The sequence below is a fragment of the Bacteroides propionicigenes genome (assembly GCF_018390535.1).
Taxonomy (GTDB): Bacteria; Bacteroidota; Bacteroidia; order Bacteroidales; family Bacteroidaceae; genus Bacteroides; species Bacteroides propionicigenes.
The window spans coordinates 243,709-266,487 of record NZ_JAHBBW010000004.1 but is presented as its reverse complement, the minus strand read 5'-3'; the positions used below and the strand labels follow the sequence as shown (position 1 = coordinate 266,487).

Annotated in this window: 16 protein-coding genes; 14 read left to right on the top strand and 2 right to left on the bottom strand. The window is 38.7% G+C overall.

Going from position 1 to position 22,779, the window contains the following annotated elements:
* Positions 1–3: 3 nt before the first annotated feature.
* Positions 4–1,119 (top strand): Wzz/FepE/Etk N-terminal domain-containing protein, encoded by a 1,116-nt coding sequence (locus KG118_RS07960; RefSeq protein ID WP_117712579.1) that lies wholly within the window; start codon positions 4–6, stop codon positions 1,117–1,119.
* Positions 1,116–1,439: a UpxY family transcription antiterminator gene (locus KG118_RS07955; protein ID WP_369834718.1), complete on the top strand. Its 324-nt coding sequence runs from the start codon at positions 1,116–1,118 to the stop codon at positions 1,437–1,439. The genes KG118_RS07960 and KG118_RS07955 overlap by 4 nt, the downstream gene beginning before the upstream one ends.
* A 97-nt stretch (positions 1,440–1,536) precedes the next feature.
* Here the strand turns inward: KG118_RS07955 and KG118_RS07950 are convergent, their stop codons facing one another.
* A complete protein-coding gene (locus KG118_RS07950; protein WP_117712575.1) occupies positions 1,537–2,745 on the bottom strand; it encodes an ROK family transcriptional regulator in 1,209 nt (402 codons plus the stop codon).
* 147 nt (positions 2,746–2,892) lie between these two features.
* On the opposite strand from KG118_RS07950, the gene KG118_RS07945 reads away from it, so the two are divergent.
* From KG118_RS07945 to KG118_RS07890, 12 genes are all read left to right on the top strand, one after another.
* On the top strand, positions 2,893–3,339 hold the full coding sequence (locus KG118_RS07945; protein ID WP_117712573.1) for a YhcH/YjgK/YiaL family protein: 447 nt from the start codon (positions 2,893–2,895) through the stop codon (positions 3,337–3,339).
* 135 nt (positions 3,340–3,474) lie between these two features.
* Entirely contained in the window at positions 3,475–4,710 is a 1,236-nt protein-coding gene (locus tag KG118_RS07940; RefSeq protein ID WP_117712706.1) for an MFS transporter, read from the top strand.
* Between the two features lie 38 nt (positions 4,711–4,748).
* A complete protein-coding gene (locus tag KG118_RS07935; RefSeq protein WP_117712705.1) occupies positions 4,749–5,666 on the top strand; it encodes a dihydrodipicolinate synthase family protein in 918 nt (305 codons plus the stop codon).
* A 27-nt stretch (positions 5,667–5,693) separates the two neighbouring features.
* On the top strand, positions 5,694–6,869 hold the full coding sequence (locus tag KG118_RS07930; RefSeq protein ID WP_117712571.1) for an AGE family epimerase/isomerase: 1,176 nt from the start codon (positions 5,694–5,696) through the stop codon (positions 6,867–6,869).
* Between the two features lie 40 nt (positions 6,870–6,909).
* Positions 6,910–9,927 carry a SusC/RagA family TonB-linked outer membrane protein gene (locus KG118_RS07925; protein ID WP_117712569.1) on the top strand — a complete coding sequence of 1,006 codons (3,018 nt, stop codon included), beginning with the start codon at positions 6,910–6,912 and terminating at the stop codon, positions 9,925–9,927.
* Between the two features lie 11 nt (positions 9,928–9,938).
* On the top strand, positions 9,939–11,621 hold the full coding sequence (locus tag KG118_RS07920; protein ID WP_117712567.1) for a RagB/SusD family nutrient uptake outer membrane protein: 1,683 nt from the start codon (positions 9,939–9,941) through the stop codon (positions 11,619–11,621).
* 56 nt (positions 11,622–11,677) lie between these two features.
* Positions 11,678–13,369, top strand: a complete 1,692-nt coding sequence (locus KG118_RS07915) for a hypothetical protein (protein ID WP_117712565.1) — start codon at positions 11,678–11,680, stop codon at positions 13,367–13,369.
* Positions 13,370–13,512: 143 nt separating this feature from the next.
* Complete coding sequence (locus tag KG118_RS07910) at positions 13,513–16,035, top strand: hypothetical protein (protein WP_117712563.1); 2,523 nt, start codon at positions 13,513–13,515, stop codon at positions 16,033–16,035.
* Between the two features lie 49 nt (positions 16,036–16,084).
* The gene (locus KG118_RS07905; RefSeq protein WP_117712561.1) at positions 16,085–17,014 is read left to right on the top strand and encodes a hypothetical protein; all 930 of its coding nucleotides are present in this window, start codon (positions 16,085–16,087) and stop codon (positions 17,012–17,014) included.
* 11 nt (positions 17,015–17,025) lie between these two features.
* The gene (locus KG118_RS07900; RefSeq protein WP_117712559.1) at positions 17,026–18,696 is read left to right on the top strand and encodes a hypothetical protein; all 1,671 of its coding nucleotides are present in this window, start codon (positions 17,026–17,028) and stop codon (positions 18,694–18,696) included.
* A gap of 131 nt (positions 18,697–18,827) precedes the next feature.
* Positions 18,828–20,366 (top strand): hypothetical protein, encoded by a 1,539-nt coding sequence (locus KG118_RS07895; protein ID WP_117712557.1) that lies wholly within the window; start codon positions 18,828–18,830, stop codon positions 20,364–20,366.
* 368 nt (positions 20,367–20,734) lie between these two features.
* Complete coding sequence (locus tag KG118_RS07890; protein WP_117712555.1) at positions 20,735–21,526, top strand: carboxylesterase family protein; 792 nt, start codon at positions 20,735–20,737, stop codon at positions 21,524–21,526.
* 64 nt (positions 21,527–21,590) lie between these two features.
* Here KG118_RS07890 and dnaJ read toward each other — a convergent pair whose 3' ends face one another.
* Positions 21,591–22,772, bottom strand: a complete 1,182-nt coding sequence (dnaJ, locus tag KG118_RS07885) for a molecular chaperone DnaJ (protein ID WP_009120667.1) — start codon at positions 22,770–22,772, stop codon at positions 21,591–21,593.
* Positions 22,773–22,779: the final 7 nt, after the last annotated feature.

The following is a 22,779-nucleotide window of genomic DNA, read 5'->3' as shown; positions in this document are numbered from 1 at the left end:
ATTATGAGCGAAGAAAATATACAGAAGATAACACCTCAGCAGCCGGAAGAACAAGAAATAGACTTGATTGAGCTTGCCCAGAAAGTATGGGCCGAGCGTAAACTACTTTTCAAGGCATGTGGTATTGCTGCTCTTATAGGTGTGGTTGTAGCGTTCAGCATTCCCAAAGAATATTCTACGAAGGTGACATTGGCTCCTGAGAGTTCCAGTAAGACAGGTGGTGGAAGCATGGGAGCGTTAGCGGCCATGGCGGGTATTAATATCGGTGGCGCTTCGTCCGGAGAAGATGCCTTATCGCCTGAGTTATATCCTGATATTGTCAAGTCAACGCCCTTTTTGTTGGAATTGTTTGATGTAAAAGTAAAAGACCAAAAAAGCAAGATAGATACTACTTTATATGCTTATTTGGATGAGTACCAGCGTTCATCTTGGATGAGTGCTGTAGTGTCCGCTCCATTTAAGGCTCTGGGATGGACAATGTCGTTGTTCAAAGATAAGCCGGAAAAGCGGGAGGGAAAGACCGATCCTTTTCATTTGACCATGGATGAAGCAAGAGTGGCAGAAGCGTTGAGCAAACGTATTTTGGTCACTATTGATAAAAAGACAGGAGTCACAACGCTGGAGGTTACGATGCAGGATCCTTTGATTTCGGCATCGTTGACAGATACGGTTATGCACTGTTTGCAGAATTACATCACAGACTACCGTACCAATAAAGCCCGCCACGATTTAGCTTTTACCGAAAGACTTTATAAAGAAGCTAAGGCTGATTATGAGGAAGCTCAAAAAAAATATGCTACATTTGCAGATGCTAACCAAAACATCATTCTGTTGAGTTATCGTGCTGAGCAGGAACGCTTGAAGAATGAAGTGGAATTGGCATATTCTGTTTATACGCAGGTTTCCGGCCAATTGCAAATGGCAAGGGCCAAGGTGCAGGAAATCACTCCGGTATATACAGTTGTGCAACCGGCTACAGTACCGTTACGTGCAGCCAAACCGAATAAAATTATGATTCTTATCGGATTTGTATTCTTGGCGGGAGTAGGATGTGTCGGTTGGATACTATTTGTGAAAGATTTAATTAAAGGATGGAGAAAAGCAAACAAAGCAATATGATAGCTAATAATGAAATGAATCGTTGGTACGCTCTGTATACAGCGCCAAGGTCGGAACGTAAACTGATGCAGCGTCTGAATGCTGCAGGTTATACTGCATTTTGTCCTATGCAAGTCGTATTCAAGAAATGGAAAGGACAAACCAAAGAAGTGTTTGTGCCTCTGTTCCCCGGTTGCCTTTTTGTTGAAGAAACAGCTGATGTAGCATCTTTCGCTGCTTCGCAGAATGCTGCTTTGTTGGTAGATTCTAAAGGGGATAACTTATTGGTTAGTGCAGATAAGGCGGAGTTGTCGGCAAAATTTGCTCATTTATTGAAATAGTTATTACTTCATAGATAGCAGAATAAGACTGAGAAAATGCAGGAGGGTGTCTCAATATTCATTTTGAGACACCCTCCTGCATATATAAATATAGATGTCAGCACTCAAACATCCGGCTTCGTGCCAGCATACAAGCACCTATGATTCCTGCTTTGTCTTTCAGTTTGGATAGTGTGATGGTGGAATCCTGATTCACTAAATTCAAGGAATATTTTTTTATCGCTGTTTTTATAGGTTGGGCTATATAATCATCGGTCAACGACAAAGTCCCCCCGATAATTACAAGTTCGGGATTAAAAATGTTGATTAATCCTGCTATTTGTTTACCTAATTTCTGACCGATTTCTTCTACGATTTCAATACATAATAAATCTTCCTTATTTACGGCAGCTATTATTTCATCCAATGTAAGCGGCAGTTCTCTGTTGTCTATTCTACCCGATAAGATAGAACATTCACCATTTTTGATGCGTTCCAGTAAGGTTCTGTATAGTGCAGAGCCGGATGCTTCCGTTTCCAGGCATCCTTTTTTACCACAGTGGCATAGTATTTCATTGTCAAAGACATTTATATGGCCAAATTCTCCGGAGAAGCCGGATTTTCCGGTATATATTTTGCCGTCTATGATGATTCCTATACCAAGTCCCCAACTAAGGTTGACAAAGATGATGTTTTTTTCTCCTTTTACGCATCCTTGCAGGTATTCTCCATAGGTCATCGCCCGGGTGTCGTTATCTATGCAGACCTGATATCCTATTTTCTCGGTGAGGACTTCGGCTAATGGACGCTCGGAGAAATTAAATTGGCTGAAGCTGTAACCCGATTCCGGATTAACACGTCCGGATATGTTAATATTGATATTTAGAATTTTCTCTGTATTGACTTTTGCCTTTTTGATGAAAGAGTTTATTAATTTGCATAACTCTTCCATTGCTTCCGGTGTATTTTCAAGTTTATATGGAATATTCATTTTTAACTCCATCATGTCACCTTTGAAGTTGATTAAACCGATATTGACAGCGAATTTTTTTATGTCAACTCCGATAAAGTACCCTGATTCAGGATTAAGACCATACAAACTGGGGTGTCGTCCTCCACTGGTTTCTAATTTTCCATAATCATTGATATATCCATCTTCGCACATCTCACTGATAAATTTAGTGACGGTAGGTATGCTTAAATCCAATTCTTTGGATAAATCCGTAATGGTGGAACTGCCATTATATATATAATGTGTAATAATCCTCTTTTTTACGAGAGCACTTTTGCTTCCCGACTCTATTTCTTTTAATAGCTGCTGTCTCATACCTTTGCTTATATTGAATTTTTACAAAGATAATAAATTTGCTTTTATATTCGATATTAATAAAATAATTTATTAATAATTCTTTTAAAATTAAATTTGTTTCTATATTTGCCTCCGAGATTATATGTTTAATTAAAAAAATAGAATATGATTGTATCAAATTTGCAGAACAGTGGTAGGATAGAGATGCTTCATCCTCAGTTTAAAACTCTTTTTGACTATGTAAAAACGCATGATTTGCTTCATGCAGAGTTGGGGCGTATTGATATAGACGGTGATAATTTGTTTGTCATGAATATAAATCCTGAATGCGTTGCACAGGATAAGCAGGTGCTTGAAGTGCATCGTGCCTATATTGATGTACATATTTTGTTGCAAGGCGTGGAAAGAATAGGATGGAAAGCGATTGAAGATGTAAAACAGCAAGTTAAGCCTTACGAAGAAGAGGGTGATTGCGCCTTGTATTCAGATTGTTCTACTACGTGGGTTGATTTAAATCCCGGTCAGTTTATGATTGTATATCCGGAAGATCCCCATGCGCCTGTCATTGGGCAGGGGAAGATTCGTAAGCTGATAGCTAAGGTAAAGTTGTGATATACTCTCTTATTAGATATATATCTTTAATTATATCTCATTATTTAATAAAATAATTTATTAAATATTTTGTATATATTAAAATGATTGATATATTTGCAACGAGATAAATAAATATAGCTTTAATTAATGATTATGAAAAACAAAAATCTGTATCCTTGGGTAGTCGTTGCTCTGTTATGGGTGGTTGCTTTGCTCAATTACATGGATCGCCAAATGCTTTCTACTATGCAAGAGGCGATGAAGGTCGATATTGTAGAACTGAATAAGGCGGAGGCGTTTGGTGCGTTAATGGCTATCTTCTTGTGGATTTACGGATTCATGAGTCCTGTTGCCGGTATGATTGCCGACCGTTTTAGCCGTAAGTGGCTGGTTGTAGGTAGTTTGTTTGTGTGGTCTGCCGTTACTTATTTAATGGGATATGCCGATAATTTTCATGAATTGTATTGGTTGCGTGCGGTGATGGGAGTAAGCGAGGCACTCTATATACCTTCCGCTTTATCTCTAATTGCAGACTGGCATCAGGGTAAATCCCGTTCATTGGCTATTGGAGTACATATGACGGGGCTTTATGTGGGGCAGGCTATCGGTGGTTTTGGCGCTACGGTTGCAGCAATGTTTTCATGGCATTCCACTTTTCATTGGTTTGGTATAATAGGTATTGTTTATTCATTGATATTAGTGGTTGCACTTCGTGAAAATCCGGCTCATGCTTCAGTAAAGGAAGTTCCGTTGGAGAGGGGAGAGAAGAAACCATCTTTGTTCAGCGGGCTCAGTATGCTTTTCTCCACTTGGGCGTTTTGGATTATCCTCTTTTATTTTGCAGCTCCGAGCCTTCCGGGGTGGGCTACAAAGAACTGGTTGCCAACGCTGTTTGCCGAGAACTTAGATATTCCGATGTCAGAGGCAGGTCCCATTTCTACCATTACAATTGCCTTTTCATCCTTTATAGGAGTCATTATCGGAGGTATCTTGTCCGATCGTTGGGTCCAGAAAAATATCCGGGGACGTGTCTATACAGGAGCCATCGGATTGGGACTGACTGTGCCGGCGTTGCTGTTGCTGGGATTCGGTCACAGCTTTGTGTCCGTTGTTGGAGCGGGACTGTTATTTGGAGTCGGCTTTGGTATTTTCGATGCCAATAATATGCCTATTCTTTGTCAGTTTGTATCTGCCAAACATCGTGCTACAGCCTATGGAGTAATGAATATGACCGGAGTCTTTGCAGGTGCTGCCGTTACCGAGTTGTTAGGAAAGTGGACAGACGGAGGTAATCTGGGGCAGGGATTTGCCATGCTCAGTGTAATTGTGCTGATTGCTTTGTCATTGCAACTATACTTCCTTCGTCCTAAGACAGATAATGTGGAATAATAACAGATAATATGTATAACAATATAAAGAATATGAATATGGAAAAGATTATCGGATTGATTGATGCGCCTTTTACTCCATTTTATGAAAATGGTGAAGTGAATTATGAGCCCATTGAGGCTTATGCTAAGATGTTACAGAAAAATGGGCTTCAGGGAGTGTTTATTAATGGTTCATCCGGAGAGGGATATATGCTGACGGAAGAAGAGCGGATGAAACTTGCTGAGCGTTGGGTTGCAGTAGCCCCTGCAGGTTTTAAGGTGATTGTCCATGTGGGTAGTTGTTGTGTAAAGGCGAGTCGTATGCTGGCGGAGCACGCTCAAAAAATCGGAGCTTGGGGTATTGGTGCGATGGCTCCTCCTTTTCCTAAAATCGGTCGTATTGAAGAACTGGTGAAGTATATAGAAGAAATTGCTTCCGGCGCTCCGAGCCTTCCTTTCTATTACTATCATATCCCTGCATTCAACGGGGCATTCTTGCCTATGGTTAAGCTATTGGAAGCTGTTGATGGACGCGTGCCCAATTTTGCAGGTATAAAATATACGTTCGAGAGTATGTACGAATACAATCAATGCCGATTGTATAAAGGAGGAAAATACGATATGCTGCATGGTCAGGACGAAACAATACTTCCCTGCCTTGCAATGGGAGGCGCGCAAGGCGGTATTGGCGGTACTACCAATTATAATGGAAAAGAATTGGTTGGTATCATAGATGCCTGGAAAGCCGGTGATTTGGAGTTGGCCCGCGAACGTCAGAACTTCTCTCAGGAGGTGATAAACGTTATCTGTCATTTCCGTGGAAATATAGTGGGAGGCAAGCGTATTATGAAGTTGATAGGTCTTGATTTGGGCAAGAACCGTACTCCTTTCCAGAATATGACGGAGGAAGAAGAGCAACGGATGAAGGCAGAACTTGAAGCTATCCATTTCTTTGAACGTTGCAATAAATTTTAGATTGATAAACTTTAAAAAAGAAAACCTATGAATGTGACGGATTATTTAAATTCGTGGTCTGCATCCTATCGTCAGGATTTCACAGAGAATATCATGCCGTTTTGGATGAAGCATGGGCTCGACCATAAACATGGTGGGGTTTACACTTGCATTGACCGTGACGGAACTTTGATGGACACCACAAAATCAGTATGGTTTCAGGGACGTTTTGGATTTATAGCAGCCTATGCTTACAATAATATGGAGAAAAATCCCGAATGGCTTGCTGCATCCAAGAGCTGTATCGACTTTATAGAAAAATATTGTTTTGATACAGACGGGCATATGTATTTTGAGATTACCGATGACGGTAAGCCCTTGCGTAAGCGCCGCTATGTATTTTCCGAATGTTTTGCAGCTATTGCCATGGCAGAGTATGCCATAGCTTCCGGCGACGGGAGTTATGCAGAAAAAGCACTGTCGCTTTTCAAAAACATACAGAGGTTTCTTTCCACCCCCGGATTCTTGGAACCTAAGTATCTGCCTACGCTGCAAGCTCGCGGACATTCCATTACGATGATTCTAATTAACACTGCATCTCGTATACGCGCAGCCATTTCCGATCCGATACTCGACACGCAAATCAACGACTCGCTTGCGGCTCTTCGCAAATACTTCATTCATCCTGAGTTCAAGGCATTACTGGAAACGGTAGGTAAGGATGGGGAGTTTATTGATACTTGCAACGGTCGGGTCATCAATCCGGGGCATTGCATCGAGACTTCTTGGTTCATTTTGGAGGAAGCCCGCTTTCGTAATTGGGATAAGGAGTTGGTGCAGATGGCGCTGCAGATTCTTGATTGGTCTTGGGAATGGGGCTGGGACAAAGAATATGGAGGCATAATTAATTTCCGGGATTGCCGTCATTTCCCTGCGCAGGATTATTCTCAGGATATGAAATTCTGGTGGCCGCAGACCGAAGCGATTATTGCTACTCTTTATGCCTATCAGGCGACTCATGATGAAAAATATCTTGCTATGCACCGGCAAATCAGCGACTGGACTTATGCCCATTTCCCCGATAAGGAATATGGTGAATGGTACGGTTATTTGCATCGCGACGGCACGATAGCCCAACCCGCTAAGGGTAATCTTTTTAAAGGTCCTTTCCATATACCTCGGATGATGATTCGCAGTTATATGTTGTGCAAAGAACTACTTTAGTTAATCTTAATTACCTATTTATAATCCAAAAATTAATTCTATGAAGAAGTATTTATTAATGCTGTTCTGCTTATGCTTTTCTTTATATGCATTGGCTCAACAAATATCGATTACAGGTGTTGTGGTCGATACTCACAATGAACCTGTAATTGGAGCTTCCGTTTTAGAAAAAGGGACTTCCAATGGTACTATTACGGATGTTGACGGAAAATATACTTTGAAAGTGGCTTCTGGATCAACTTTAGTTTTCAGTTATATTGGCTATACGACACAGGTAATTGAAGTTGGCTTTAAAACTTCTATAAACGTGACCTTGGTGGAAGATACGGAACAATTGGATGAAGTTGTGGTCGTTGGTTATGGTGTACAAAAGAAATCCAGTATGACCGCTGCAGTTGCATCAATCTCGGCTAAAGAAATTCAAAAGCAGGTTGCTGGTAATGTAGCTTCCGCTCTACAAGGTCAAACTCCGGGTGTCGAAATTATTCAAAAGGGTGGTGAAGCTGGTGCAGATGTTAAAATATTGGTTCGTGGAGCAGGAACTTTTGGAACGACTGAACCTTTGTATATCATTGATGGTGCCGTGAGTAATAATGGGCTGAATTCTTTGAATCCTAATGATATTGCTTCTATTGAAATCTTAAAAGATGGATCTGCTGCAGCAATTTATGGCTCACGTGCTGCAAATGGTGTTGTCCTCATCACAACAAAACAAGGTAAACAAGGGAAGCCTGTAGTTGAGATATCTGGAAATTTCTCATATCAAACACCATCTAAACAACTGGATTTTTTGAATGCTGGTCAATGGAGAAATTTTGCGAATATGGTTGCTGATAACAGTAATTTGAAACGGGCTCCCGAGAATGTTAATCCAACATATCCGTCTATTGATACAGATTGGCAAGATTTATATTTTCAAAATGCACCTATCTATAATTTGAGTGCAAGTATTTCAGGTGGTGGTGATTATACAACATATAGTACAAGCGTGGGATATTTTAATCAAGAAGGTATAATTGTTGAATCTAAATATGAAAAATATAATGCACGTGTGAATGGTTCTTTTAAAAAAGGGATATTGAGTATCAATGAAAATTTGTCAATAGCTCATACAAAGAAAAGGCCGACACCTAAACATCGTATGATTGGTATTCCTACAGCTCCGGTTACAGATGAATATGGACGATATGTATCTGTTGGTCCAGAATATAACATTCTTTCTTCTGCAATAGAAAACCCACTTGCTGAATATTATAACCGTGATGCTATAAATAGAGCTACAGATATAACCGGTAGTTTAAGTTTAGGACTGAATGTCTTTAAAGGTTTCAATTATAAATTGAATTTGGCTGGGAGCTATTTGAATTCTCATGATTATGTTCATACACCTGCATATAGTACTATGTGGGATGAAAGTGGGGAACCTGTTTCCGGTTTCGGTCAACTTTATACTTCTTTAGCGGAAAGTCGTGGAGAAAATTTTAATTATACGATTGATAATTTGATAACTTATAATAATACGTTTGCAGGTCATACGATAGATGCTTTATTAGGAACCAGTTGGATGCGTGAGTTTAGCAGAACAATGTCTATTAATTCCGATAATAATGACTTAGGGGCACCTACTATTACAGGATATGAAGGAGCAGGTACTATTGCTGCCGCTGAACAGAATTCGGCATTATTATCTTTTTTTGCACGTTTAAACTATGATTACCAAAACAGATACTTGTTGAGCTTGAGTATTCGTAGTGATAAGTCTTCCAAATTTGCAAAAAATCATAGAGTGGGGTGGTTTCCTTCTGTATCTGTCGGTTGGAATGTACATGAAGAAAAATTCTTTAAAATACCTTGGATGTCCAAATTGAAGATAAGAGGTAGCTATGGTGAATTAGGAGCGAACTTTATTGACCCTTATTCATTCTTGTCTTTGGCTTATGGACCGGTTCCAGCTATATTTGGAAATAAACGTAATTATGGTTATGTGACGAGGTTTGCACAGGAGAGTTTGACTTGGGAAACAGCGATTTCTTCTAATGTGGGTGTAGAATTGGGCTTTTTGGATAATTCATTGACTCTTACTGCAGATTTGTTTCTGAGAAGAAATAATGATTTATTAGCTCCTTTGGCTCCATTACCTTCATCTGGGCAGACTATTATTATCAATGATGGTGATTTGCCTTATTTCAATACAGCTTCAGTAGAAAATAAGGGTTTGGAGTTGACAGCTGGTTATCGTAAAATGTGGGGTGATTTTAGTATAGATGCTTCAGCTAATATATCTTTCTTAAAAAATAAGGTTCGTAAATTAGGTGAAGGAGTACAACCGATACGTGGTGAAAGTTTAAGTTCTAAATTTAATGACCGCGCTACAATAACTAAAGAAGGACTCCCTATCGGGACATTCTGGGGGTATAAAGTATTGGGTATCGATGATGAAGGGGATTTTATTTTTGAGGATAACAATGGTTTGGATGAGAATGGTAATCTGACAGGAAAAAAAGATGGAGTTGTAAATGAAAATGATAAGACTGTCATCGGTAATCCTAATCCGGACTTTACCTATGGTCTTAATTTGTCTTTAGGATATAAGAACTGGGATTTTACAGCTTTTTTCCAGGGAAGTCAAGGTAATGATGTCTTTTGTGGAGCAAAATATTATTTTTACTTCAATTATGGAACAAATAAGTTAACGGATGTCATGAATTCTTGGACTCCCAATAATATGTCAACTAATGTTCCAATTGCAAAAACGGATAATTATTCTGGCGGAAACTCATTGCCGAGTACTTTTTATATAGAAAATGGTTCGTATTTCAGGTGTAAGAATCTGCAATTTGGCTATACATTTGATGAACAGATGTTGAAAGGGACATTTATAAAAAAAGTGAGAATATATGCAGGTGTACAAAATCTTTTCACAATTACTAAGTACCCGATGTATGATCCTGAAGTAAGTAATAATACTTTGTTTGACAGAGGAGTAGACGGACAATATGATAATCCTCCTACTGTGAATGCACGAATCTATAATGTCGGATTTAATTTAACATTTTAATATTGAACGATATGAAAACATATAATAAAATTTTGTTAGCTTTGATTACAGCAATTGGATTTTCATTGTCTTCTTGTGATGATGTATTTGATGATTTGTCTGTACATCCTAATCAGCAAGATGTGAATGGATTCTATTCTACTCCTACTAATATCAACAAGGGTATTATCGGAATCTACTCCTATATTACGTCACCAAGAGCTTTGGGAGCTTCAGGTACAGGATTAATATTCAATAGAGGAGATGAGGGTAGTGGACGTTCTGATTATGCTTCTCCGGGGCAATATACAACAATGTTGACTCCTTCCTATTATACAATTGTTCAACCTTATCAATTATTTTACACAGCAGCATCTCAAGCCTGCCAGATGATTGAAGTTATACCGAATGTGGAATTCGTTAATGAGGTACAGAAAAATGCATATTTAGGTGAAGCGTATATGCTGCGAGCATTTTCGCATTTCTTTTTACTAATTCATTTTCGGAATATTCCTTTAATGAAGGAATTACCAAAATCGGCTAAGGATTATAAACCACAAGCGAAGCCCGAAGAAGTATGGGATTTTATTTGCGATGATTTGATAAAGGCCAAGAAATTGCTACCTAAAAAGGGATATTGGACTGGTGATAATATAGGACGCGTAACCAGTGCTTCTGCAACCGCATTACTTGGTAAAGTATATTTGTATAGGTCTGGTATTGAAAAATATTATGGTAATTCTACCAAAACTTATTATGATGAAGCAGCTTCTGCTTTTGATGAAATTATAAAAGGTGATCATGGTCACTTTTCTTTAGTAGACGATTATACTTGGAACTTTGATGTTGCGCATGAAAATAATGATGAATCCGTATTTGAATTTCAATTTTTGGGTGATGTCGTAAATACAGGCTTTAATCCGGGGCTGGCAAATAGTGGTGTTTGGAAAGACCCACGTGGGTTATTCCCTCCTAATATAGATAAAAATAATACTGGGCTTGATCAGGTTATGCATGATTGGATTTATGATACTTTTGCTAATTCAAAGGATGCGGATGGTCATACTGATTCACGGATGTTTGGAACTTTAATATTTAATGATAATGCACCTGAAATTTCTGCAAAATCTGGTGATAAAGTAACAGTGTTTGATGGTAAATCTTTTCAAGAAACTTATGGCGAAGCGGGCTTCGGTTTGTCGAATGCTAAAGCTGCCAAATATAAATCAGCCGGAAGGAAATGGTTGGATTGGACACTTCCAACAGCAGATCCGGGCAATAAGATTTATTTTTATAATCAAAGAGCACATGGCGTAAATTATCGTTATATTCGTTATGCTGATGTACTGTTGATGTATGCTGAAGCTGTTATTAGTGGAGGGAAGCTGGGAAGTATCACCCCTTTGGAAGCAGTGAATCGAGTACGCACTCGTAAAGGGGTCAATATGCCTAAATTGGTTACGGTTGATATGGCATCTATCGAACATGAACGTGTATTGGAGTTTACAGAAGAAGGTCATCGTTTTTTCGATTTACTGCGTTGGGGTAAAGTCGCCGAACGTTTTAAGGAAATGGAGGTGGCAGATCCTGATTTCAAGCAATATAATATATCTGATTATTTAGGTTTCCAAAAAGGTAAGCATGAATGGCTGCCTATACCTATTGATGAGGTAGAAGGCAATCCGTATATAACTACGAATAATCCAGGATGGTAAAACATATTTGGGAGGGTATTTTATAATACTCTCCTGCATATTAAATTGAAAAAACTATGAGAACAAAGATATTTATTTTATGCCTTGCAGTTATTGGACTGTTTGGAGCATGTAATTTTCAACAACAAGATAAAGAAGAGGCCGATAAAGGAGTGGTACTGCATAACGGTATCCGTTTACCGGTTGAGTGGCCTCCGTGTTATGAGGAGCCTGTAACACCTAAAGAGATGCCTGTGCCTTATTTAGATAAGAAGCCAGATGTGATTCCTGTGAATGTAGGAAGACAATTATTTGTGGATAATTTCTTGATTCAGGAAACGAATATGAATCCTATTTATCATACTCCAAATTTTTATGCAGGCAATCCTGTATTGTATGCTGATAAAGATTGGGAAGTTACTCCAGAAGGATATGCTTATGCCGGTCCATTCAGTGATGGTATTTGGTATGATGAGAAAGAGGGAAAGTTTAAAATGTGGTATTTGGCAGGAGCCGGTAAAGTAAATAAGGAGAAACATAGTTTTTATACTTGTTATGCTGAATCGCAAGATGGTAAACATTGGATTAAAAAAGATTTGGGGATAGTACCGGGAACTAATGTTGTGGATACATGTAATCGGGATGCTTCTACCATTTGGTTGGATAAAAAAGAAATAGATCCTTCTAAAAGATATAAATTCTTTAACGTTCAATATCGTCCAGATTATATACAGTGGCAATATGTACTAAAATATTCGGCTGATGGTATTCACTGGTCGGATGCTGTTGCACAATCTGGAGCTATCTCGGATAGGTCGACAGCGTTTTATAATCCATTTATAGAAAAATGGGTGCTGAGTATGCGACATCATAATAAAGTATCTTGGCGTTCTCGTGCATATTTGGAACACTCCGATCCGGAAGAAGCGGTTAGTTTAGCTCATCGTCTGAGAAATGGAATAAAAGATAAGCATATTGTTTTTTGGTTTACACCGGATGATAAGGAAAAGCGGCATGAGAAGTATCCTGATGTAGATCCTGGGATCTATAATTTTGATGCCATAGCTTATGAAAGTATTATGTTGGGATTCTACAGTCAATGGCAAGGACCGGAAAATAATATTGCAAGAAAATTGATGATACCTAAGCGTAATGAAATAATGTTAGGGTATAGTCGGGATGGCTTTCATTTTTCAAGACCGAGTCATAAACCGTTTATGGGTGTGAATGAAACAGAAGGTGCATGGAATTATGGTAATATGCAATCAATTAACGGAGTACCTCTAATTGTAGGAGATTCATTATATATTTATTCTACAGGTCGTAGCCTTAATAAAGTTTGGTGGGATGCTGGAACCTCAACAGGTATGGCTACGCTTCGTCGTGACGGATTTGTCTCTATGAATACAAAAGAGGACGGATACTTGTTAACGGAAAAAGTCTCATTTGATGGGAAGTATGTATTTGTAAATGCAAATTTAAGAGGAAAACTGCTAGTAGAAATTTTAGATGAGAATAAGCAGCCTATTAGCGGGTATACGAAAGAAGAATGTATTCCTGTGCAAGGCGATCATACGAAGATAATGATTGCATGGAAAAACAAGAAAGATGTATCAACTTTAGTAGGAAAGAATGTTTTCTTGAAATTTTATGTGACTGATGGCGATTTATATGCATTTTGGATAACCCCTTGGATTACAGGAGAGAGCCGTGGATACACAGCTGGAGGTGGTCCTGGGATGAATGAAAATGGAATAGATATGCCATAAATAGTTGTCCTTGGATATAGATTTATAAGCTGTTTTATTAAGAAATATATAAATTGAAATTTGTTATTTCTATCAGAGATAGAATAGTGTTATATATTGATAATCAATGTAATTTAATTTAATGATCTTAATAAAGATTCTAAATGAGAAAGATTATATTTTTATGTTGTTCTATCATTTCGTTTTCTGTTTTTGCACAGAATGAACAGAAATATTCAGCTGTAAATCCGGCTTTATTTCTATATTCAACGGAAGATGTTTATATAAACCCTCCCATGAAATATAATGATGGAAGAAATATTATATCTCCGGATCCTACTCATTATCCATGGGAGGATAAACTTGAAAATGGAATGCCAAATGTTATTATGGATAATAATGGTAATTTGGCTATTTATATTTCATGTTTTTTAGTACATTCAAATATACCGTATTCTAAAGTTGGTGCATTTGTTTATACTAATAATACAACGAATGTAAATAGTTGGACGAGACCTGATGCTGGTCTTTATTGGTATAATCCAGCGGGAAAAACAGTAGACGATAAAATCTCTCCTGTTGCAGGTGTAGGCTTCCAATCTTCAAATATTGTTGCTGTAGATATTGAAAGTGTCGGTATTTATGATGATTATGAGGTAACGAATAAGCCTATAAAATTAATTTATTTACCTCAAAGAGAATCTGAGAATCAAAGACTTGCCGGGTATGAAATGGAACGAAATTTTAATGCAAATGGGGTTTTAAGCGATTTTGCTAAATTGAAAAACGATCGTAAATCTCAAGAAAAGATATTTACTTTTAGGTTCATTAATGGAGATACTCATATGAATTATTTGAAACAAAATGGTAAATATTATTTTGTTTCCCGCATTAATGCTAAACGGTCGATGCTAAAGTCTGGTGAGACACTTCCTTTTACGGTTGATCCACGTATTCGTTATCGAAGAGAAACACTAACAGAAGTTGGTGAGAACTTGGTAAGTAAAAAAGTGGATTTCAATGTAATATTGGATATGTCAAATACACAATGGGAGCCTTATAGTTTACAGCCTTTTAGATTACCGGGGTTTGAAAAAGATCTTTGGTGGGGAATTGTAACAGCTTTTGGCACGCGTGCTGATGAAACGGTTGCTAATAGACAACGTACAGAATTGGCTATTTCATGTGATGGAATCATTTGGAAGTACTTAAAACCAGGAATCCCATTTTTGGATAATGGAACTGATCCTAAAAGCGATGACTATGGATGTATTAATATGGCAAAACCGGTTATTAATACAAAGTTCTCATCTTCTTCTCCCCTTGATATGTATTATTTTTATGCTGCCTCAAGACAATTGCATGTTGCTAAACGCAATTCCGGTATTTCATTAGCAATTGGTAAATATGGTAAGATGGCTGGATTGAGGGCAGAACAGATAGAGAAAGTTTTTTATTCCATGGAACCGACTACTTATCCGATAACGATAGATGAAATGCCTAAGTTTTCCATATATGAGGCTTTTAGGGATGGTAGTAGTTCTTTTCCTTATGTATTGGCAGATGTAACGGAAGATCCTAGAGGAAAATCTCTGTCACAATTGAATAGTTATGCAGTTGTTTCGATTTATTCTTATGCAGCATCTGGTGAACATGGCAAAGGGGCGTTCTTGTCGGGAACTTTGGGTAGTTCCGTTAAAGGTACTAAAAGTGTTTCTGATAATTATGAAGCTGTTGGATATGTCGCTGCAGGGAAGGATGGAAATAGCAAACAGACCCTTTTGACCTATTTGAAAGACTATTCAGATCTTCATCCTCAAGAATTAGTTTCAATAAAAGATTTTCCAGAAATACCAATTGTAGCAGAAGCAAAAACTAAAAATGCAGTTTTGTATGGCATTAAGTTTAATGAGGGAGTGGCTGCAAATCGAGTTTGCTTGAATTTAACAGCTCCATCAAATTATCGTGGAGGTAATCTATGGAGTTATAAGCCGGAAAATCCTCAACATCCTTGTCGTACGCAGGATTTTACAGATGTTAAGATGCTTCCTAATCAAAAATTGCCAGTACATAAGGAAACTGGTAGTATAGCTTTAAAGTTCATTCCTAAAAGAGGTTCAACTAGACAAACTCTAATACGGATTTATGGAGATACAAATGGTAATGATATTGGAATATATTATACTCCATCAGGTAGCTTGGAATGTATAGTACAGAAGGATGCAACTTCTTTTGCATCAATGACTGTGAAACCTCCTGCTGGAAAAATGTTTGACGAATGCGAAACTATTATAACTTTTGAGGCTGTAAAAAGAGCAGATCAGAAATATGGAAAAACGGAAACGAGTGAAGAAGTGTCGGCATTTCGTGTTTATTGTCCATCAATAGGAGTGAATACTATTGTTAAACAACCGATTTTGTGGGAGTGGAAACATACAGAGGGTAGTATAACTGATGAAGATAGAGCTAATGCTAGAGCCTTTGCATACCTTGATTTTACGTCTTTTGTAGCCAGTATGAATAAAATAACGGTAGGCGGAAAAAATTTACAATGTGAGGAGCCTTTTTTAGGAAGTATAAAATGTGTTGAAATAGCTCAAAAACTTCCAGCTGGTAGTAGTGATTTTTGGTCTGATACGAATTCTACAACCACAGTTCCCGTTAAGTATGCAGGACAAAAGGAATAAAAATGGATTATTTGTTAAAAAAACATAGTATGATTTAAAATAAAATGTTATGAAGTATAGATTAAATGTTATAATTGTTATACTGTTTGTTTGCGCATCTACTAATAATAGTTATGGGCAATTAATTCCAGTTTCAGGTGGTAGGACTCATCCTGTTAATGTACTTGAAAGTGGAGATATAGCTTTTGGTTGGGGCAAAACGGGAATATCTGCTTTCTATATTAATGCAGGACAAGAAGGGGCTTATAGTCCGGTGGATGTAATGCAAGTCACTAATAATGGTAATTTTTGCTTTAGAGGTATGTTGGAGTCTCAAGATACCTATTTACATCTGCTTAGAGGAAATACGACGTACGCTAGATGGTCTACTCAAGGATATAATAGTAATTTTATTGCAAAAAACAGTATTAAACTAATCACGAATAATACCCATGAAATAGCCACGTTTCATACTGATAAAGTTTCATTTTATGATAATTTGGAGGTGGAAAAAAATGATATAGTTGTGAGATGCGGGCTGAGTGATAAAAAAAATACCGGATGGATAGGTACAATAAGTGCAACAACTTGTGTGTTGGGCTCCGCTGGACATGCAAACATACACATGGATACTAATTATGGAGTATATATAGGTGGAATAGATGTTGAAGATATTGTAAGGTATAAAGAGACTTTAAAGAATAAGTATAAACTTTTTGTTAAAAAGGGAGTGCTTTCAGAAGACTTTGGTATTCTTCCTAATTCTTCTTGGGCAGATTTTGTATTTGATAAAAATTACAGCTTGCGTCCACTTCAAGAACTAGAAGAGTTTATTCATGCAAATAAGCACTTGCCAGATGTACCATCTGCCGAGGAAATAGCTAAAGATGGATATTCACAGCATGAGGTTAATAAAGCTCTATTGCAAAAGGTGGAGGAATTGACATTGTATGTGATTGAGCTACAGAAAAAAATTGAAAAATTAGAATATAAAAAGTAATATAGAAGTTTATGAAGAAAATAGCAGTTAATGTATTATTTGTGTGTTTTTCCTTGATATCATATGCACAGACATTGTCTAATGGCATAACTATATCAGACCAATGGCCACCTCGTCGTCCTGAACCCACTGTACGTCAAGAAATGCCTGTGCCATATCTGGAGAATAAACCGGCAATATTTCCTGTAAATGTAGGAAGGCAGTTGTTTGTAGATAACTTTTTAATAAAAGAAACAAATCTGGAGAGCGTATACCATACTCCTAATTTCTATGCGAAAAATCCGGTATTAGAACCTGATAAAGAGTGGGAAAAAACTATTCAGGGAGCTTTATATGCAGCTCCGTTCAGTGATGGGATTTGGTATGATGATAATGATGGAAAATTTAAAATGTGGTATCTTGCTGGTGCCGGAACCATTCATAAGGGGGATAAACAGACCTTCTATACTTGCTATGCCGAGTCGAAGGACGGTAAAGTATGGGAAAAAGTGAATCAAGATATTGTACCCGGGACCAATATTGTGGATACTTGTAATCGCGATGCAGCTACTGTATGGTTGGATCGTGAAGAAAAAGACCCGGCTAAACGTTGGAAATTCTTTAATATAGAACGTCGTCCGGGTGACAGACGCTGGCAAGTTGTTCTGAAGTATTCTGCTGATGGTGTTCATTGGAGCAAAGGAGTGGCACAATCCGGTGATCAGGGAGACCGTACTACGGCATTTTACAATCCTTTTACTAAGAAATGGGTGCTGAGCATGCGGGGTGGTACTCCGGTTTCAAGTCGCTCTCGTTTCTATATAGAACATGAAGATCCTGAGATGCTTGTCAGTTTGGCACATCGTATTCGTAAAGATGCCGATGATAAATTCATTGTTTACTGGTTTGCTCCGGATGACAAAGAACTTCGTCATGAAAAATATCCGGAAGTAGAACCGGGTATTTATAACTTTGATGCGATACCTTACGAAAGTATTATGCTAGGATTTTATAGCGCATGGGCTGGGCCAGAGAATCATATTTGTGAGCGTGATGGTATTCAGAAGCGTAATGTGATTTCATTGGGATATAGTCGTGATGGTTTTCATTTCTATCGCCCTACACATCAGCCATTTATGAATGTAAATGAATCGGAGGGCGCTTGGAACTGGGGAAATATGCAGTCTGTCAACGGAGTCCCTTTAATTGTTGGTGACTCACTTTATTTTTATTCAAGTGGTCGTCGATTAAGCAAAATTATGTGGGATAGCCATACATCTACGGGACTTGCATCGTTGCGGCGAGATGGATTTGTTTCAATGCGCGCTGGTAGTGAAGAAGGATATTTATTGACTGAGAATATAACTTTTGATGGAAAATATTTCTTTGTGAATGCAGATGTACATAATAAGAAGAGTTCCTTACTCGTAGAACTACAAGACGAACATGGCACTCCTATAGCTGGATTTACTAAGAAGGATTGTATTACAGTGAAAAGGGTAGATAGCACGAAATATCAAATATCTTGGAAAAATAATACTAATCTTGAACCTTTAAGAGGTAAAATAATTCGTGTAAAGTTTTATGTTCGCAATGCCGATTTATATGCGTTTTGGATTTCTCCTTGGGAGACTGGTGAGAGTCGTGGATATACGGCCGGTGGCGGTCCGGGATTGAGTCCGACAGGTATTGATGAGAAATAGTATTGTTACTGATAGATGAAGGCAAAAGATAAAACTATCAGCGATGATTAGTAAAATTATAACGGATGATACATATTCGTAGATAAGAATTTGCATAATGAATTTTGAGCTATTAATATACCGATAGACATATGAAACAACTATTTTTTTTCTTAATCTTACTGTTTTTTGCTCATGATATATCTGCCTGGCGCGGACGCATATTGATTGCTGACCATCCGGATTGGGAATCTGCGGGTGTGGAGCGTGTTTTTCATACGCCTTCCTATTATCTTGAAAATCCCATTCTGAAGGCTGATAAGACTTGGGAACTGAATATAAATGGAGACCCATATGCAGCTCCTTTCAGTGGAGGTGTATGGTATGACGAACTTGCCTCAAAATATAAGATGTGGTATTCTGCAGGTGGCAATAAGGTCTTGGGATTGGTTACTTGCTATGCGGAATCGGCAGATGGCAAGCATTGGTTCAAGCCGGATTTGGATATTGTCCCGGGTACTAATATTGTAGACACTGCGGAGCATGATTGCGTATCAGTGTTACTTGACAAGTTTGAGCGTCATGCAGACAAACGATATAAAATGTTTCTGATGGAATTTAACGACCGTTTTTCTGTGAGTATGAAGCTGAAGTATTCAGCAGACGGTATACATTGGAGCGAACCGAAAGCTTTGTCAGGAGAACTTTATGATCGTTGTGCAGCTTATTATGATCCGTTTCGTAAGAAGTATGTGCTTTCTCTGAAAACAATCAATGGAAAAAAATACCGTCGTTCCCGTTGTTTTTTGGCACATGAGGATCCTGAGATGTTAGTAAGTTTGGCCCATAGAGTATATGACAATAAAAGTGATAAATTTATTAAATATTGGTTTAATGCAGAAGATGATGACCCACGTAATCCGGACTTTCCTGCTATTCGTCCGCAGATATACAATCATGAAGCGATGCCTTATGAAAGTAGTCTGTTAGGATACTTCACTATTTGGCAGGGACCGGAGAACGATGCTTGTGATAGTTTGATGATTCAGAAGCGGAATGAGGTATTGATAGGTTGGAGTGAAGACGGCTTTCAGTGGAAACGCGAGTTTAAAAGGCCGTTTCTTCCGGTCAGTTTCGATTTTGGCGCTTGGAATGCCGGAAATGTTCAGTCTGTGGCAGGAACCCCTTTGATAGTTGGTGATTCACTCTATTTCTATGTAAGCGGGCGCTACAATAGTAAGCCAGTACACGATTCTAATTTTGCGACCGGCCTTGCTACTCTCCGTCGTGACGGCTTTGTTTCACTGCGGGCGGCTGCGTCAGAGGGATATGCAGTGAGTGATACTTTTATTATTGATGGAAATTATTTCTTTGTGAATGCGGATGTACGTAACAAGAAAAGTTTCTTACTTGTAGAATTGCAAGATGAAAATGGTACTCCTATACCCGGTTTTACCAAAAAAGACTGTGTTGCCATGAAAAAGGCAAATAGTACGAAATATCAAATATCTTGGAATTCTGACCGGAATCTTGGGGCGTTGGAAGGTAAGGCTGTTCGTGTCAAGTTCTATTTGCGTGATGCCGACTTATATGCTTTCTGGATTTCTCCGTGGGAGACTGGTGAGAGTCGTGGATATACAGCCGGTGGCGGTCCGGGGTTGAGCTGGACAGGTGTTGATGAGAAGCGATGATAATAAGGGGTATAAACAAAATAGATAATGCGTTTTAATGAAATAGATTATCTATTCTGATGAAACAGATAATCTGTTTTATTACGATGATAAATCTGTTTTGATATACTTGAAAAAAATACTTGGTGCGCTTGATAATTTGTTTTAGGAGATGGCTGCCAATTCTAGTTAATTTATTAAGATTTTGGAAAAAAAGTCACCTGCTATTAAAAATGGGCGTTATTAATTAAAATAAGACGGAATAGTTATATATTTATAAACTATCCCGTCTTATTATTTTAACGAGAGTATAAAATGAATTTTAGGATAAAGCGTATAGTGTTATTAATGAGCACCTTAATAATGATTAAATAATGATTAGTATAGATATGAAGAAAATAGTTTGCATACAAATATTGTTATGGGTGTTATGCTTGATAAATGTATCAGCGCAAAGTTCTTACAAAGGATATGAGCAAAATGTGTACGTGTCTTCTCAAGGCGATTCTTTACGATATTGCTTGTTGCGTCCGGAAGTGGAGAAGCCGGGCGAAAAATATCCATTGGTACTATTCTTGCATGGTGCAGGTGAGCGAGGCAATGATAATCGGAAGCAGTTAAAGCATGGAGGACAAATGTGGCTTAATCCTGTAAATCGAAAAAAATATCCGGCTTTTATCTTGTTACCTCAATGTTCTGCAGAAAATTATTGGGGGTATGCAACGCGTCCTGATTCTTTCGAACCTTTTGAGATGCCTGACAATCCGGAACTCACCACTACTATACGTACGTTGAAAAGTTTGCTTGACACTTTTCTTGATATGCCACAAGTAGATAAACTTCGTGTTTATATAATGGGGCTTTCTATGGGTGGAATGGCAACCTATGATATGGCTATTCGTTATCCTGAAATCTTTGCTGCTGCAGTTCCTATTTGCGGCACGGTAAATCCTGTCCGCATTGAAAAAGAACTAAGAGAAATTAAGTTCCGTATTTTTCATGGTGATACGGACTCTGTTGTAACACCTGAAGGTTCCCGGGAAGCTTATAAAGCATTGAAGGCTATTGATGCCAGTGTTGAATATATCGAGTTTGTAGGATGTGATCATAACAGTTGGAATCCTGCTTTTAATTATCCTGACTTTATGAGTTGGTTGTTTAATCAAAAGAAAGAGAAATAATTCTCTTTCTTTTGATATGCAAATGTATAATTCCCTGTTTTTTTTGTACTCAGAAGTATAATCTTTAGTCAAACAAACTCTTGAACTTCTTGAAAATCTTCTCCTTAATGGAAGTATTCGGCTTGAAGTTATCCGAACCTTCCATTTCTTCCAAGGCTTTTTTCTCCTCTTTATTCAGAGTTTCGGGTACATAAACGCTGACATTTACCAGTAAATCTCCGGTTCCGTATCCGTTTACATTAGGCAAACCTTTGCCGCGTAAGCGGAGAACCTTTCCCGGTTGTGTACCCGATTCGATTTTCACCTTAACCTTTCCGTCAATGGTCGGGATTTCCACTGCACCGCCCAATGCAGCTGTCGGGAAGCTGAGTAACAAGTTGTAAATTAAGTCGTTTTCGTCGCGAATCAGTTCCTTGTCCTGTTCTTCCTCTACAAGAATCAGTAAGTCGCCCGGTACACCGTTGTGCTTGCCGGCATTACCTTTGCCGCCCATGGAGAGCTGCATACCTTCGGCTACACCCTTCGGGATGTTTACGGTAACCACTTCTTCACCGTAGACGATTCCTTCACCGGCACATTCCTTACATTTATTCTTGATAACTTTGCCTTCGCCGCCGCAGGTAGGACAAGTGGTGCGTGTCTGCATTGTGCCGAGAATGGTCTGCTGGTTGCGGATTACCGTACCGCTGCCTTTACAAGTAGGACAGGTTTCCGCACCGCCGTCTCCCTCTGCACCGGTTCCGTGGCAGTGGCTGCATGGTACATACTTTTTCAGTTTGAATTTTTTCTCTACTCCGGTAGAAATTTCCTTGAGGTTCAGCTTTACTTTTACGCGCAAGTCCGAGCCGCGATAACGGCGTTGCTGTTGTGCACCACCGCCGCCGAATCCGCCGAAACCACTGAAACCGCCGCCAAATCCGCCGCTGTGTCCGCCGAATATATCGCCGAACATGGAGAATATGTCGTCCATGGACATACCGCCGCTGAAACCGCCGAACGGTCCGCCGTTACCGGCAGCACCACCCATTCCGGCGTGGCCGAATTGGTCGTAACGGGCACGCTTGTCCGGATTACTTAATACATCGTATGCTTCTGCCGCTTCCTTAAACTTCTCTTCGGCTACCTTGTCGCCGGGGTTTTTGTCGGGGTGATATTGGATGGCTTTCTTGCGATAGGCTTTCTTTATCTCTTCTACCGATGCTGTTTTTTCGACTTCCAGTACTTCGTAATAATCTCTTTTTTCCATATAACTG

Excerpts from the sequence above, each read along its gene's own strand:
- KG118_RS07910 (WP_117712563.1), top strand. The coding sequence starts at position 13,513 with ATGAGAAAGATTATATTTTTATGTTGTTCTATCATTTCGTTTTCTGTT.
- KG118_RS07895 (WP_117712557.1), top strand. The coding sequence starts at position 18,828 with ATGAAACAACTATTTTTTTTCTTAATCTTACTGTTTTTTGCTCATGAT.
- KG118_RS07950 (WP_117712575.1), bottom strand. The coding sequence starts at position 2,745 with ATGAGACAGCAGCTATTAAAAGAAATAGAGTCGGGAAGCAAAAGTGCT.
- KG118_RS07915 (WP_117712565.1), top strand. The coding sequence starts at position 11,678 with ATGAGAACAAAGATATTTATTTTATGCCTTGCAGTTATTGGACTGTTT.
- KG118_RS07920 (WP_117712567.1), top strand. The coding sequence starts at position 9,939 with ATGAAAACATATAATAAAATTTTGTTAGCTTTGATTACAGCAATTGGA.
- KG118_RS07960 (WP_117712579.1), top strand. The coding sequence starts at position 4 with ATGAGCGAAGAAAATATACAGAAGATAACACCTCAGCAGCCGGAAGAA.
- KG118_RS07930 (WP_117712571.1), top strand. The coding sequence starts at position 5,694 with ATGAATGTGACGGATTATTTAAATTCGTGGTCTGCATCCTATCGTCAG.
- KG118_RS07890 (WP_117712555.1), top strand. The coding sequence starts at position 20,735 with ATGAAGAAAATAGTTTGCATACAAATATTGTTATGGGTGTTATGCTTG.
- KG118_RS07905 (WP_117712561.1), top strand. The coding sequence starts at position 16,085 with ATGAAGTATAGATTAAATGTTATAATTGTTATACTGTTTGTTTGCGCA.
- dnaJ (WP_009120667.1), bottom strand. The coding sequence starts at position 22,772 with ATGGAAAAAAGAGATTATTACGAAGTACTGGAAGTCGAAAAAACAGCA.
- KG118_RS07900 (WP_117712559.1), top strand. The coding sequence starts at position 17,026 with ATGAAGAAAATAGCAGTTAATGTATTATTTGTGTGTTTTTCCTTGATA.
- KG118_RS07935 (WP_117712705.1), top strand. The coding sequence starts at position 4,749 with ATGGAAAAGATTATCGGATTGATTGATGCGCCTTTTACTCCATTTTAT.
- KG118_RS07945 (WP_117712573.1), top strand. The coding sequence starts at position 2,893 with ATGATTGTATCAAATTTGCAGAACAGTGGTAGGATAGAGATGCTTCAT.
- KG118_RS07955 (WP_369834718.1), top strand. The coding sequence starts at position 1,116 with ATGATAGCTAATAATGAAATGAATCGTTGGTACGCTCTGTATACAGCG.
- KG118_RS07925 (WP_117712569.1), top strand. The coding sequence starts at position 6,910 with ATGAAGAAGTATTTATTAATGCTGTTCTGCTTATGCTTTTCTTTATAT.
- KG118_RS07940 (WP_117712706.1), top strand. The coding sequence starts at position 3,475 with ATGAAAAACAAAAATCTGTATCCTTGGGTAGTCGTTGCTCTGTTATGG.